We start from the raw sequence: 13,122 nt of genomic DNA, 5'->3' as shown, positions 1-13,122 counted from the left end.
CCCCAGTCCTGGCCCCGCCTTACCCCCAGCCGAGTTCGTGCAGCCGGGCGTCGTCGATGCCGAAATGGTGGCCGATCTCGTGGACCACGGTGACCGCCACCTCCTCCACCAGCTGCTCGTGGGTGGAGCAGAAGCTGCACAGGGCGTCCTTGTAGATGCTGATCTTGTCCGGCAGGAACGTCGGCCACTCCACGGAGCGCTCCGTCAATGCCACGCCGTGGTAGAGCCCGAGGATCGACGGGTCCGCCTCGTTGTGGTCCTCCACCACGATGGCCACGTTGTCCAGCGCGTCCAGCAGCTGGCGCGGGATCATCCGCAATCCGCGGTCCACGAGGTCCTCGAAGGCCTCGTCGGAGACCTCGATCACCGGTCGTCCCGTCGCGGGTTACGCTCCGGCTGGTCCGCCGGCGGGTTGCCGTCGATGGTGAAGTCGCCGCGTACGTCGCCCTGCAGGTCGGCGAAGCCGCCGTCCTCCCGGCCCTTGGTCAGCGCACAGTTCACGGTGCGCGACCCGGCGTTCCACGACTCCTGCGGCAGCGTCGTCCAGAACGGTGTCAGCGTGGACTGGTACAGGTTCTCGTCGTCCCCGCCGCCGAGGAACTCGATGGCCGCGGCGGTGCACACCGCGTCCAGGTGGTCGTTCTGCTCCTCGATGGTCGGCCAGGTGCCGTCGAAGGTCTCCCCGAGGTTCTCCACGGAGGTGACCTGCCAGGAGTACGGTTCCTCGCACTCCGTCACGTTCACCGAGTCGCCCTCGGCGCGCATGCACGTCTCGGCCGGCTCGGCCGGGGACTGGTCGGTCTCCGCGGCGCGTCCCGTCGCCTCGGCGTACACGCCGTCCGACTCCGGCACGGCGACGCCGCACAGCATCGTGCGGTCGCCACCGTCCCACGCGGCCTCCGGGGGCAGGATCGGGACGATGGAGTAGCGGCCCTGCGGGTCCAGACGCCCGTCCAGGTAGGTCCGGGTCGGCCCTTCGCACATCTCCGAGGTCAGCTGCCCCTGGCGTTCCAGGTCCGGCTGCGGGGCGTCCGGGCCGAACTCACTGGTCGGGTACTGGGAGAGGTCCTCGCGGGTCGACACCTCGAAGCGGTGCGGGGAGGCGCAGTCGACGACGGCGAAGTCGGTGGCGACGTCGCCGTCCTGCTCCCAGTTCACGCAGTCGGCGGTGTCCGCGTCGGTGAAGGCGACGAGCTCCGGGGCCTCCTCGGTACGGTCCGCGCCACGCTGCGCGACCACGGTCGCGCCCTCCGGGGCGAAGAACTCGTACGCGCCCGCTCCGACGCCGCCGGCGAGGGCCGCGGTGAGCAGCACGGTCAGCGTCCTGCGACGCGTGCGGTGCGGCGTGGATTCGGCGCCTGCGGCGGCAGGGCGGTCGGGGCTGGCGGACGGATTGCTGGGCGGCATGACACGTATTCTCTCATGAGTACCGGACTTCACAGACACTGCTGAATCCACTGTAGCTAAACTAATGGGCATGATTGATCTCAAGTTCCTGCGGGAGAACCCCGACGTCGTCCGTGAATCCCAGCGCACCCGTGGCGAGGACCCGGCGCTCGTCGACCGGCTCCTGGAGGCCGATCAGCGCCGCCGCGAGGCCATTTCCGCCGCTGACCAGGCGCGCGCCGAGCAGAAGGCCTTCTCCAAGACCATGGGCAAGGCCATGAAGGACGCCTCCGACGAGGAGCGCGACGCACTGCGTGCCGAGGGCAAGACCCGCTCCGCGGCGGTGAAGGAACTCGAGGACGCCCAGTCGGCCGCCGAGGCGGACGTCCAGGACCTGCAGATGAAGCTGTCCAACGTCGTCACCGGCGCGCCCGCCGGCGGCGAGGACGACTTCGTGGTGCTCGAGCACGTGGGCCAGCCCCGCGAGTTCGACTTCGAGCCGAAGGACCACCTGGAGCTCGGCGAGTCGCTGGGCCTGATCGACATGGAGCGTGGCGCGAAGGTCTCCGGCGCCCGCTTCTACTTCCTCACCGGCGACGGCGCGCTGCTGCAGCTCGGCATGCTCAGCCTCGCCGCGCAGAAGGCCCGCGACCACGGCTTCCAGCTGATGATCCCGCCGGTGCTGGTGCGCCCGGAGATCATGGCCGGCACCGGTTTCCTCGGCGCCCACGCCGACGAGATCTACCGCCTGGAGGCCGACGACATGTTCCTCGTCGGCACCTCCGAGGTGGCCCTGGCCGGTTACCACAAGGACGAGATCATCGACCTGTCGGACGGTCCGGCGCGCTACGCCGGCTGGTCGTCCTGCTTCCGCCGCGAGGCAGGCTCCTACGGCAAGGACACCCGCGGCATCCTGCGCGTGCACCAGTTCGACAAGGTCGAGATGTTCGTCTACTGCCGTCCGGAGGACGCCGAGGCGCAGCACCAGGAGCTCCTGGCGATGGAGAAGGACATGCTCGCCGCGGTGCAGGTGCCCTACCGGGTGATCGACGTCGCCGGCGGCGACCTCGGTTCGTCCGCCTCGCGCAAGTTCGACACCGAGGCGTGGGTCCCCACCCAGGAGACCTACCGCGAGCTCACGTCCACCTCCAACTGCACCACTTTCCAGGCGCGGCGGCTCAAGACCCGCTACCGTGATGAGGACGGTAAGGCGCAGATCGCCGCCACGCTCAACGGCACCCTGGCCACCACCCGGTGGCTCGTCGCCATCCTGGAGAACAACCAGCAGGCCGACGGCTCCGTGGTGGTCCCCGAGGCGCTGCGCCCGTTCGTGGGCAAGGACGTCCTGACCCCCAAGAACGCCTGACAGTACGCCTGACGCGACCAACGCTTGTAAGGAGCAGTAACACGGCATGTGGATTCCCAGAGGCTTCGAGATCCCGACCGGCGTGCCGGACACGCCCGCACACCCGGAGTCGAAGGAGCTGTTCTACGGACGGATCATCATCCCCTTCGCGAAGTTCTGGATGCGTCACGTCCAGAAGCTGAAGGTGGAGATCTACCACCCCGAGCGCATCCCCACCGACGGTGGCGCGATCCTCGCGGTGAACCACACCGGGTACTGGGACTTCGTGTTCGGCGGCATCCCGTCCGCGGTCAACGGCGGGCGACTGGTGCGGTTCATGGCGAAGAAGGAGATCTGGGACAACCCCGTCGCCGGGCCGGCGATGTCCGGCTGCCACCACATCCCGGTGGACCGGGAGGACGGTGGGGCGTCGGTGCGTGAGGCCACGCGCCGCGCCGCCGGTGGCGAGCTCATCGGTATCTTCCCGGAGGCGACGATCTCGCGCTCCTTCGAGATCAAGGAGTTCAAGGACGGTGCCGCGCGCATCGCGCAGGACGCCGGGGTGCCGCTGATCCCGGTGGTGCTGTGGGGTTCCCAGCGCATCTGGACGAAGGGGCGCAAGCCGATCTGGCGTCCGAAGGACGCCTCCCTGATCATCTCCGTCGGCGAGCCTGTCGACCTCGACGGGACCTCGCGCGAGGCCACCGACCGGCTGCACGACTCGATGGTGTCGATCCTCGACACCTCCCGCGCCCGCTACGCCGAGGCCTTCGGACCCTTCCCCGAGGGGGAGGACTGGATGCCCGCCTCGCTCGGCGGCTCCGCCCCCTCCCTGGAGGAGGCGACCACCAAGGACCGGGAGGACGCGGCGAAGCGCCGCGAGGAGCGGATCCGGCGGGACGCGGAGAAGGCCGCCGGCATCACGCCGGAGAGTGCGTCCGGTGGGAAGAAGTCCCTGCTCTCGCGGCTGCGCGGGAAGCTGGGACGCTAGGTGGCCCCCACCCCGACGCTGGTCGTCAGCGACCTGGACGGCACGCTCGTCACCTCTGCCGAGCGTGTCTCGCCGCGCGCCTGCGCGGTCATCAACCGTCTCGTTGCCGCCGGGGTGACGTTCATCCCCGCCTCGGGGCGTCCGGCGCGGTGGATGCTGCCGGTAATCGAGCAGCTGGGGCTGCGCCCGATGTGCGTGTGCGCCAACGGGGCGGTGGTGTGGGACTCCGCCGCCGACCGCATCGTCTACGCCGCGGAACTGCCGCCGGACGTCCTGGGGCAGGTGACCTCGGAGATCATGGCGGCCACCGGCCCGGCGCTCGCCGGACGCGGACTGGAGCCGGTGACCTTCGCCGTGGAACGTGCCGGGCGCAGCGCCTTCGACCGTGCCTCGGAGTTGTTCGCGGTGCAGCCGGAGTACCCGCACGCCTGGGAGACCGAGGAGCACTCGGTGGAGCCGTTGGCGTCGCTGTGCGCCAAGCCGGCGGTGAAGCTGCTGGTCCGGCACGAGGGGATGGGTAGCGCGGAGCTCTTCGACCTGGTCAATCCGGTCGTGGACCCGCAGGTGGCGCACGTGACGTGGTCCTTCAGCGGCGGGCTGCTGGAGATCAACGTTCCCGGGGTCTCGAAGCTCTCCGGTGTGGCCCACGCCCTCGGCGGTGGGGAGGTCCCGGCCCTGGACCCGTCGGAGGTCGTCGCCTTCGGGGACATGCCGAACGACGTGGCGATGCTGCGCTGGGCGGGTGTGGGCGTCGCCATGGGCAACGCGGTCGACGAGGTGGCCGCTATCGCCGACGTACGCACGTCCTCCAACGACGACGACGGGGTCGCCGAGGTCCTGGAGCAGTGGTTCTGACGGGCTGAGCGGCTGTCCGGTGTGGTCGTCACCTGCCGGACGGAAACCGTCGTTGTGCCGCGACCGAACACGGGGATCGAACACCGCGATCGAACACGGGGATCCGGTGTCCGGGGCCCGTGTTAGAACTACGGCATGAGCCACGTCAACGACACCACCGACTCCACCGACATCACCGCCCGGTCCCGTACGAATTTCCCGGACGTCGTCCTGCGGCAGATCTCACGCCACCGCGTCATGGACGCCCTTGAACGGCTCGAGTTCGGCTACTCGGTGGACACCTACGCGGAGATCAGCAGCAAGTGGGACCACGGTCGCTTCTACTTCAATCTCGCCGGTAGTGCGGACGACATCCTCTCGGTCAGCGGGTACTGGAGCGACTATCTTCCCCCGGAATATCGTGCTGACCTGCTGGAGTTCTGCAACGACTGGAATTCCGGGCACCACATGCCGAGCGCCGCGGTGACCGAGGACGAGGACGGGGACATCTACGTGGCCGTCGAGCATGCCGTGCACTACCGTTTCGGTGCCGCCGACGACCAGATCAGCCAGCACATCCTGTCGGCGATCTCCGGCGGGTGCATCCTGTTCGCGTCCCTGGCCGAGCGGTTCGGGGACGGCGTGGAGGACATCGACTACTAGGGGACGGCCGGGGGACGGCCAGGCTAGATCCGCACCACGATCTTGCCGGTGACGTGACCGCGCTCGATCTCGCTGTGCGCCTCGGCCAGCGTCGCGGCGTTCATGCCGATCATCGTCTCGCCGACGGTGGGGATCAGCTTGCCGTCGTCGACCATGCCGGAGATGCGGTCCAGGATCACTCCCTGCTCATCCACGTCCTCGGTGTCGAAGACGGTGCGGGTGAACATCGACTCCCAGTGGATGGAGATCGACTTCTTCTTGAACGGCGCGATCTGGAAGTCCTCCGGATCGTCGATCAGGCACAGCCGCGCCTGCGGCGTCATGATCTCGGCCAACTCCTCGGCATGGCCGGAGGAGTTCGAGGTGAAGACCAGGTCGATGCCGTCCGGCTCGAGGTCCAGCACCTGGGACGCGAGGTTGCGACGGTGGTCGACGACCTCGTGCGCACCCATCTCCACGACCCAGTCACGCGACTCCTCGCGCGACGCGGTGGCGATCACGGTCAACCCGGTCAGCGCACGGGCCAGCTGGATCATCACGCTGGGCACCCCGCCGGCACCGCCGAGCACCAGCAGCGAACCGTTGGAGTCGATGGACGCGCCGAGCCGCTCGAACAGGGCCTCCCACGCGGTCAACGCCGTCAACGGGAGCGACGCCGCCTCCGTCGCCGAACACGTGGTGGGACGGTGGCCCACGATGCGCTCGTCCACGGCGTGGAAGCGGGCGTTCGTGCCGGCCCGCAACTGGCTACCGGCGTAGAACACCCGGTCACCCACCTCGAAGCGGGAGACCTCGTCGCCGACCTCGCGCACGACGCCCGCGGCGTCGTACCCGAGCACCGGCTGCTCGCCGCGCGCCAGGGCGTCCCCCGCCCGACGACGCATCTTCGTGTCGATCGGGTTCACGGACACGGCCTGGACCTCGACGAGGAGGTCGCGCGGGCCGACCTCGGGAAGTGGGACGGTCACGTCGGTGAGACAGCGGGGGTCATCCACGGGAAACTCACCGGTGACCGCGACGGCCGACATGGTGGTGGGCAGCTCGATTGCACGGGAACTCATGGGGCCCCATAGTAGGGCCACCGGCATGGCGCCGCACCCGGGCAGGCCAGGGGCTGTAACGTTACCGTCCATGAGTGACAACAGTGACCAGAGCGCCTACGACCTGATCGTCGTCGGCAGCGGATTCTTCGGACTCACCGTCGCCGAGCGCGCCGCCAGCCAGCTGGACAAGAAGGTGCTCGTGCTCGAGCGCCGCAGCCACATCGGCGGCAACGCCTACTCCGAGGCGGAGCCGGACACCGGCATCGAGATCCACAAGTACGGTGCCCACCTGTTCCACACCTCGAACAAGAAGGTCTGGGACTACGTCAACGAATTCACCGACTTCACCGACTACCAGCACCGCGTGTTCGCCATGCACGACGGCACCGCCTACCAGTTCCCCATGGGCCTCGGCCTGATCAACCAGTTCTTCGGCAAGTACTACAGCCCCGACGAGGCCCGTGACCTCATCAAGGACCAGACCGACGGACTCAACCCGGAGGACGCCGCCAACCTCGAGGAGAAGGGCATCTCCCTGATCGGGCGCCCCCTCTACGAGGCCTTCGTCCGCGACTACACCGCCAAGCAGTGGCAGACCGACCCCAAGGACCTGCCCGCGGCGAACATCTCCCGCCTGCCGGTGCGCTACACCTTCAACAACCGGTACTTCAACGACACCTACGAGGGCCTGCCGGTCGAGGGCTACACCGCCTGGCTGGAGAACATGGCGAAGAACGCCAACATCGAGGTGCGCCTCGACACCGACTGGTTCGACGTCCGCGACGAGCTGCGCGCCGCCAACCCGGACGCACCGGTGGTCTACACCGGCCCGCTGGACCTCTACTTCGACTACTCCGAGGGCCACCTCGGCTGGCGCACCCTCGACTTCGAGACCGAGGTGCTCGACACCGGCGACTTCCAGGGCACCCCGGTGATGAACTACAACGACGCGGACGTGCCCTTCACCCGCATCCACGAGTTCCGTCACTTCCACCCGGAGCGCAAGAACTACCCGGCCGACAAGACCGTGATCATGAAGGAGTTCAGCCGTTTCGCCGAGGGCGACGACGAGCCGTACTACCCGATCAACACGCCTGAGGACCGCGAGAAGCTGCTGCGCTACCGCGAGCTCGCCGACGCCGAGACCTCCGACAACAACGTCTTCTTCGGTGGGCGCCTGGGCACGTACCAGTACCTGGACATGCACATGGCCATCGGCGCGGCGCTGAGCATGTTCGACAACAAGGTCTCCCCGCTGCTGTAGGGGCGTTCCCGCCTCACCCGCGCAACGGTCTCAACTGCGCATCAACATCAAAAATAGTCGCCCTCCCAGGTAGCCATTCGGCCCGAATCGCTACCTGGGAGGGTGATTGCTCTGTTGTGCTGTTGCTGCGCTGCCGTGTGACCGGCTCCGAGTGGAGTCAGTCGTCGTCGATGTCGGTCGCGACCACGGAGAAGTCCTCGGCCAGGTCGACATCGACCTCACGGCCGTCCTGACCCTGGACGCTGACCTCGTAGGCCACGCCCCGGTCATCGGAGGCGGACACGGATTCCACGACACCGTCGGCGACACCGGCCTCACCGGCTGAGGACAAGCCGGCGTCCACGGCGTCCTGGAGAGCGGCGAGGTCGAGGACGGGCTCGTCCTGCCCGGACGCATCGGCCTCGTCCGCGTCGTCGTCCTCATCCTCGGGGTCGACACGAACGGTGCCGTCGGCACCGACGTGGACGTCCGCGGACCGGCCGTCGTCGAGTTCAACCTCGACCTCGTGGCCGTCCTTCTCGACCTCGATGGAGCTGGCGCCGCGTCCGCCGGCCTCGGAGACCGCCTGCTCGGCGACCTCGCGGAGCGTTCCGGCGTCTGACCCGGAGGCCTCGGAGGCTCCGGAGTTCCCGGAAGACTCTGCGGCGGCGGTGCCCACGGTTCCGCCGTCGCCGCCGGAGTTCCCGGTCACGCCGTAGGCGACTCCGCCGGCGAGGACGAGGGCGGCGACTGCGCCGGCGCCGATGGCCAGGCCCGTGCGCTTCCTGTTCGGCTGTGCCGCGGTGTCGGTGGATGGTTCGTTCTGCTGGTTCTGGGGTGCGGTGTTCTCTGTCATGCCACTCACCCTGCCCGACAGGTACTGAACCCATTCTGAAGCTTGCTGAAAGCGCCTTCAGGATCCGCCAGTCGGCAGGGTGAGGGTGAAGACAGCGCCGCCGCGTGTTCCGGTCCCGGTGCTCTCGCCAGCGGTCACCTGACCGTGGTGGGCCTGGGCGACTTCCTTGACGATGGCGAGTCCCAGGCCGCTCCCACCTGTGTCGCGGGCCCGTCCGTCGTCGAGGCGTGCGAACCTGTCGAAGATGCGCTCGCGGTCGCCGGTGGGGACGCCGTCTCCGTCGTCCGCGACCGTCAGCTCGACCGTCGCGCCGCCGGTGCTGCCGGCGTCCCGGAGCCCGAGGACGATGCGCGACGCCGCGTGGCGTGCGGCGTTGTCGACGAGGTTGCGCACGGCGCGGCCGAGGAGCCGGGGGTTGCCCTGCACCTGCGCCGCCTCCACCCAGGTGACGTCCACGTCGAGTTCGCTGACCCGGGCCAGCCTGGCCGCCTCGGCGAAGAGCAGGTCGTCGAGGTCCACGGTCTCGGTGGGCGGGCGGTGGTCCTCGTCGAGTCTGGCCAGCAGCAGCAGGCCTTCGACGAGGTCCTGCATCCGTTCGCCCTCGTCGAGCACGACCTCGCTGAGCTCGGGCAGGGAGGTGGCGTCCGGGTAGGACGCCCCGAGCTCCGCGTGCTGCCGCACCGTCGCCAGCGGTGAGCGCAGCTCGTGGGAGGCGTCGCTGACGAACCGGCGCTGGACGGCCTGGGAGTGTTCGAGGCGAGCGAGCATCCGGTTCATGGTGGTTGCCAGGGCACCGAGTTCGTCGTCCCCGGCGTCCACCCGTCGGGACAGTTCCTCGGCGGTGATGGCGTCGACCTGGCGGCGGAGCCGGTCGACCGGGCGTAGCGCCCGACCGGTGACGATCCACACCACTGCGCCGACGAGCAGGACGACCAGCGGCACGGCGATCGCCAGCAGGGTCGTCGTCGCGGTGACCGTCTCGTCGACGTGCTCGGTGGTCCGGGCGACGGTGAGCGTACCGGCGTCCTCAGCGTCCCCAGCGAGCTCAGCGTCGTCGGAGACCACGAGGTAGGGTTCGTCGTCGACGGTGACCTGCTGCGGGGAGTCGCCGGGCTCCGGGAGCAGGTGGGCGTCCTCGTCGTTGACCACGGTGCCACCGGAGGTGCTCAGCCGGACGAGCTGGTCGTCGTCGATCCCGGCGACGATGCTCTCCGCCCGCGCCGGGTCGTCCTCGATCTGGGAGCTCAGGGACTCGAGGTCCTGCTCCGCCGATTCCTCGACGGACGCGGTGAGGACCCGGCCGAGGACCAGGACGGCGAGAACCGCGCTGGTGACGAGGATGAGGGCGACGATGACGGTCGCGCCGGCCGTGACCCGGGCACGGATCGAGTGACGTGTGCCTCGCACCGTCTCACCCACCCGTCCCGGACAACCGGTAGCCCACGCCGCGGACAGTCTCGATGGCCTGCCGCCCGAAGGGCCGGTCGACCTTGGCGCGCAGGTGGCCGACGTAGACCTCGATGATGTTGGCGTCCCCGGTGAAGGAGTCGCCCCAGATGTTGGCGATGATCTCCCGACGGGTCACGACCTCCCCACGCCGACGCAGCAGGAAGTCCAGCACCGCCATCTCGCGGGCGGTGAGCGTGATCTCCTGGTCACCGCGGAACGCCTGACGTGCCGCCGGGTCGAGGGTCAGGTCGCCGGCCTGGAGCGTGGCGGGGCGTTCGCGGGCACCACGTCGCGCGAGTGCGCGGATCCGGGCGATCAGCACCGGGAAGGAGAAGGGCTTGGTCAGCCAGTCGTCCCCGCCGGTGTCGAGGCCCTCGACCTCGTCCCATTCGCCGTCCTTCGCGGTGAGGAACAGGACGGGGGTGTGGTCGCCGTCGGCGCGCAGTGCCTGGCACACGCGGTAGCCGTTCATGCCGGGCATCATCACGTCGAGGACGATGACGTCGTAGTCCGCGTCGGACGCCAGGTCGAGTCCGGACGCACCGTCGTGGGCGACGTCGACGACCATGCCCTCGGCCTCCAGGCCGCGGCGCACGCCGTCGGCGAGCCGCTTCTCGTCGTCCACCAGCAGAATCCGCATGGCGCCCAGTGTTGCACGGCGAGGCTGAAGCGGTGCTGAAGAGCGAGGCGCGGAACGGCTCAGCTGGGGGCGTCCCCGGCGGCACCGTCCGCGGCGACGTTGACCATCCAGGACACGCCGAACTTGTCGCGGACCTGGCCGAACCAGTCGCCCCACATCTGCTTCTCCAGGGGCAGGAACACCGAGCCGCCCTCGGACAGGGCGGCGAACCAGCCGGCGACCTTGTCGTACTCGTCGGCGTCGCCGCCCACGCACAGGTCGACCGGGGGTGCCTCGAAGTCGCGGGGGTCGGCGTCGGCGGTGTCGCAGGCCATGAAGGTCCAGCCGTCGGGGGTCTCCAGGTGACCGTGCATGACCAGGTTCTCGCGCTCGGGGGTGTCGGCGGCACCGGCCTGCCCGAAGGTCAGGACGTCCGCCTTCCCGCCGAAGACCCCGGCGTAGAAGGCGAGTGCGTCCGCGGCGGTGTCGCGGAACTTGAGGTAGGGGTTGAGCCAGGTGGACATGGTGACCTCTCGGTGGTGTGATCCACGCTGTGAGCATGGGGGAGTGACCTATGTTACAGGCGTAACCTTGTTCACCATGACCGACAAAACCTGGCAGCAGTACTACCCGGAGTGGACCAGCCCGGAGCTGGACTACGACGCCCCCGGCGAGGACACCCTCGCCGCCGTCTTCGACCGCGCGGTGAGGACGTGGCCGGACCGTCCTGCCATGACGTTCTTCGGCACGAGCCTCACCTACGCCGACTACGCCCGCGAGGTCCGTAAGACCGCGGCGATGCTGCACAACCGCGGCGTGCGCAAGGGTGACCGGGTGGCGATCGCGCTGCCGAACTGCCCGCAGGCACTGATCAGCTTCTACGCGGTGCTCTCCCTGGGGGCCACGGCCACGCTGCACAACCCGCTGTACACCGCCCGCGAACTCACCGTGGCCTTCAAGGACCACGGTGCGAAGGTCGGCATCTTCTGGGACAAGGCAGTGGACGTCGCCCGGGAGCTGCGCACCGTCGCCCCGCTCGAGCAGATCATCCCGGTCACCATCACCCGGGCGATGCCGGCCTACCTGCGCGCGGCGTTGAAGCTGCCCGTCGGCCCGGTCAAGGCGATGCGCAAGAAGCTGCAGGGCAGCACCGACGGGCTCACCGAGTGGACGGACCTCGTGGCGGACGCCTCGGAGTCCGAGGGCCGCGCGCTGATCGAGACGGCCGAGGTCGAGGCGTCCGACCCGGCGATCGTGCTGTACACGTCCGGCACCACCGGCAAGCCGAAGGGTGCGGAGCTCACCCACGCCAACCTGTGCGCGAACATCATCCAGGGCGTGGCCTGGGTGCCGGGGCTGGGCAAGGGGGAGGAGCCCGAGCGCATGCTCGGTGCGCCGCCGATCTTCCACGCCTACGGGCTGACGATGAACATCACACTCGGGCCGCTGATCGGCGGCACGGTGCTGTTGCTGCCCGCGCCGGAGAAGCCGCTGCTGGCGTCGGCGATGAAGAAGCAGAAGCCCACCTGGATCCCCGGTGTGCCGACGCTCTACCAGACGATCATGAACATCGCCGAGCAGCAGAAGATCGACATCTCCGGGGTGAAGGCCAGCTTCTCCGGGGCGTCCGGCCTGCCCGTCGAACTGGTGAAGCGCTGGGAGAACATGACCGGTGGTCTGCTGGTCGAGGGCTACGGGCTCACCGAGACCTCGCCGATCGTGATCGGCAACCCGATGAGCACCGACCGTCGCCCCGGGTACGTCGGCATCCCCTTCCCGGACACCGACGTGCGCGTCGTGGACCAGGACGACCCCGCCCGCGAGCTGCCCGACGGCGAGGCCGGCGAGCTGGTGGTGAAGGGACCGCAGGTCTTCGGCGGCTACCTCAACCGTCCGGACGCCAACGAGAAGGCCTTCGTCGACGGCTGGTTCCGGACCGGTGACATGGCGGTCAAGGAGACCGACGGCTTCGTGAAGATCGTCTCGCGCATCAAGGAGATGATCGTCACCGGCGGGTTCAACGTGTACCCGGCGGAGGTGGAGGAGGTGCTCTCCGAGCACCCGTCCATCGCGCAGGCCAGCGTGGTCGGCCTCCCGCGGGAGGACGGCTCGGAGACCGTCGCCGCCGGCGTGGTCCTCGCCGACGGCGCCCGGCTGGACGAGGAGGTCCTCAAGGACCACTGCCGTGAGGGGCTGGCGCGTTACAAGGTGCCGCGCGTGTTCCAGGTGTTCAAGGAGTTGCCGGCCGACCAGCTCGGCAAGGTGCGACGTGTGGAGGTCCGGGAGCAGATGACGGACTAGGCGGTGTTTTTCCGTCGCTCCGTTGTAGGCTGGTTTCTATCAGGGTGATCCCACGTCGCCGCGGGAGTTGCTCTGATCATAAAAACAGCCCCCGGAGGACCTAATCTCCGGAGGCTGCCGAACATCAACGTGCTCTGTAGTGCCTAGCTAGTAAACCAGCTAAGTACTGCGGTCACGATTTCTGTGAAGTCGCGGACCACCGGAGTCCCCAGCACGAGGACGGTGGCCGCGACTTTTGCTTTTGCCGTGAACGGGCTTTTCGCCGTGGTCGTCGTCGCTGTCGCGCGCGAGCACCAGGGCCACGCAGCAGTGAGGAGGGCGGTCAAAGGACCGCGCCATTGATCAGTGTAGAGGGGCCCACGGACGTACCGGAGGGGGATGTTCTATCACCC

At 68.8% G+C, this 13,122-nt stretch carries 13 protein-coding genes; 6 read left to right on the top strand and 7 right to left on the bottom strand.

From position 1 onward, the window contains the following. Window positions 1–19: 19 nt before the first annotated feature. Window positions 20–367 carry a metallopeptidase family protein gene (locus ACT3S3_RS09370; RefSeq protein ID WP_301444157.1) on the bottom strand — a complete coding sequence of 116 codons (348 nt, stop codon included), beginning with the start codon at window positions 365–367 and terminating at the stop codon, window positions 20–22. Next, window positions 364–1,407: a septum formation family protein gene (locus tag ACT3S3_RS09365; protein WP_301444158.1), complete on the bottom strand. Its 1,044-nt coding sequence runs from the start codon at window positions 1,405–1,407 to the stop codon at window positions 364–366. Before ACT3S3_RS09365 ends, ACT3S3_RS09370 begins: the two co-directional genes overlap by 4 nt. Window positions 1,408–1,477: 70 nt before the next feature. Here ACT3S3_RS09365 and serS point away from each other — a divergent pair, with 70 nt between their 5' ends. From serS to ACT3S3_RS09345, 4 genes are all read left to right on the top strand, one after another. Then, window positions 1,478–2,752, top strand: a complete 1,275-nt coding sequence (gene serS / locus ACT3S3_RS09360) for a serine--tRNA ligase (RefSeq protein WP_441578813.1) — start codon at window positions 1,478–1,480, stop codon at window positions 2,750–2,752. Between the two features lie 46 nt (window positions 2,753–2,798). Next, window positions 2,799–3,722: a lysophospholipid acyltransferase family protein gene (locus ACT3S3_RS09355; RefSeq protein WP_301443983.1), complete on the top strand. Its 924-nt coding sequence runs from the start codon at window positions 2,799–2,801 to the stop codon at window positions 3,720–3,722. Then, a complete protein-coding gene (locus ACT3S3_RS09350) occupies window positions 3,723–4,577 on the top strand; it encodes an HAD family hydrolase (protein ID WP_441578814.1) in 855 nt (284 codons plus the stop codon). It begins immediately after the preceding gene. Between the two features lie 135 nt (window positions 4,578–4,712). Further along, the gene (locus ACT3S3_RS09345; protein ID WP_301443985.1) at window positions 4,713–5,219 is read left to right on the top strand and encodes a YbjN domain-containing protein; all 507 of its coding nucleotides are present in this window, start codon (window positions 4,713–4,715) and stop codon (window positions 5,217–5,219) included. Between the two features lie 23 nt (window positions 5,220–5,242). Here the strand turns inward: ACT3S3_RS09345 and ACT3S3_RS09340 are convergent, their stop codons facing one another. Further along, complete coding sequence (locus ACT3S3_RS09340) at window positions 5,243–6,280, bottom strand: zinc-binding alcohol dehydrogenase family protein (protein ID WP_301443986.1); 1,038 nt, start codon at window positions 6,278–6,280, stop codon at window positions 5,243–5,245. A 70-nt stretch (window positions 6,281–6,350) separates the two neighbouring features. Here ACT3S3_RS09340 and glf point away from each other — a divergent pair, with 70 nt between their 5' ends. Further along, entirely contained in the window at window positions 6,351–7,526 is a 1,176-nt protein-coding gene (gene glf / locus ACT3S3_RS09335; protein WP_441578815.1) for a UDP-galactopyranose mutase, read from the top strand. A 157-nt stretch (window positions 7,527–7,683) separates the two neighbouring features. On the opposite strand, the gene ACT3S3_RS09330 is transcribed toward glf, so the two are convergent. The 4 genes from ACT3S3_RS09330 to ACT3S3_RS09315 are packed head-to-tail and all read right to left on the bottom strand — an operon-like array spanning window position 7,684 to window position 10,953. Next, a complete protein-coding gene (locus ACT3S3_RS09330) occupies window positions 7,684–8,361 on the bottom strand; it encodes a hypothetical protein (RefSeq protein WP_301443830.1) in 678 nt (225 codons plus the stop codon). A gap of 57 nt (window positions 8,362–8,418) precedes the next feature. Beyond that, on the bottom strand, window positions 8,419–9,768 hold the full coding sequence (locus ACT3S3_RS09325) for a sensor histidine kinase (RefSeq protein ID WP_301443831.1): 1,350 nt from the start codon (window positions 9,766–9,768) through the stop codon (window positions 8,419–8,421). A 4-nt stretch (window positions 9,769–9,772) separates the two neighbouring features. Then, complete coding sequence (locus ACT3S3_RS09320) at window positions 9,773–10,450, bottom strand: response regulator transcription factor (protein WP_301443832.1); 678 nt, start codon at window positions 10,448–10,450, stop codon at window positions 9,773–9,775. A 59-nt stretch (window positions 10,451–10,509) separates the two neighbouring features. Continuing rightward, the gene (locus tag ACT3S3_RS09315) at window positions 10,510–10,953 is read right to left on the bottom strand and encodes a VOC family protein (protein ID WP_301443833.1); all 444 of its coding nucleotides are present in this window, start codon (window positions 10,951–10,953) and stop codon (window positions 10,510–10,512) included. Between the two features lie 76 nt (window positions 10,954–11,029). On the opposite strand from ACT3S3_RS09315, the gene ACT3S3_RS09310 reads away from it, so the two are divergent. Continuing rightward, the gene (locus ACT3S3_RS09310) at window positions 11,030–12,730 is read left to right on the top strand and encodes a long-chain-fatty-acid--CoA ligase (RefSeq protein WP_444626708.1); all 1,701 of its coding nucleotides are present in this window, start codon (window positions 11,030–11,032) and stop codon (window positions 12,728–12,730) included. The last annotated feature ends 392 nt before the right edge of the window (window positions 12,731–13,122 follow it).

It is taken from the genome of Corynebacterium sp. AOP40-4SA-5 (genome assembly GCF_052377355.1).
Taxonomy (GTDB): domain Bacteria; phylum Actinomycetota; class Actinomycetes; order Mycobacteriales; family Mycobacteriaceae; genus Corynebacterium.
Note: the sequence above shows the minus strand (reverse complement) of the source record. Positions and strands in the feature narration are given on the sequence as shown.

Coding starts and splice junctions, on each gene's coding strand:
- ACT3S3_RS09310 (WP_444626708.1), top strand. CDS start 11,030: ATGACCGACAAAACCTGGCAGCAGTACTACCCGGAGTGGACCAGCCCG.
- glf (WP_441578815.1), top strand. CDS start 6,351: ATGAGTGACAACAGTGACCAGAGCGCCTACGACCTGATCGTCGTCGGC.
- ACT3S3_RS09320 (WP_301443832.1), bottom strand. CDS start 10,450: ATGCGGATTCTGCTGGTGGACGACGAGAAGCGGCTCGCCGACGGCGTG.
- ACT3S3_RS09355 (WP_301443983.1), top strand. CDS start 2,799: ATGTGGATTCCCAGAGGCTTCGAGATCCCGACCGGCGTGCCGGACACG.
- serS (WP_441578813.1), top strand. CDS start 1,478: ATGATTGATCTCAAGTTCCTGCGGGAGAACCCCGACGTCGTCCGTGAA.
- ACT3S3_RS09340 (WP_301443986.1), bottom strand. CDS start 6,280: ATGAGTTCCCGTGCAATCGAGCTGCCCACCACCATGTCGGCCGTCGCG.
- ACT3S3_RS09345 (WP_301443985.1), top strand. CDS start 4,713: ATGAGCCACGTCAACGACACCACCGACTCCACCGACATCACCGCCCGG.
- ACT3S3_RS09315 (WP_301443833.1), bottom strand. CDS start 10,953: ATGTCCACCTGGCTCAACCCCTACCTCAAGTTCCGCGACACCGCCGCG.
- ACT3S3_RS09365 (WP_301444158.1), bottom strand. CDS start 1,407: ATGCCGCCCAGCAATCCGTCCGCCAGCCCCGACCGCCCTGCCGCCGCA.
- ACT3S3_RS09330 (WP_301443830.1), bottom strand. CDS start 8,361: ATGACAGAGAACACCGCACCCCAGAACCAGCAGAACGAACCATCCACC.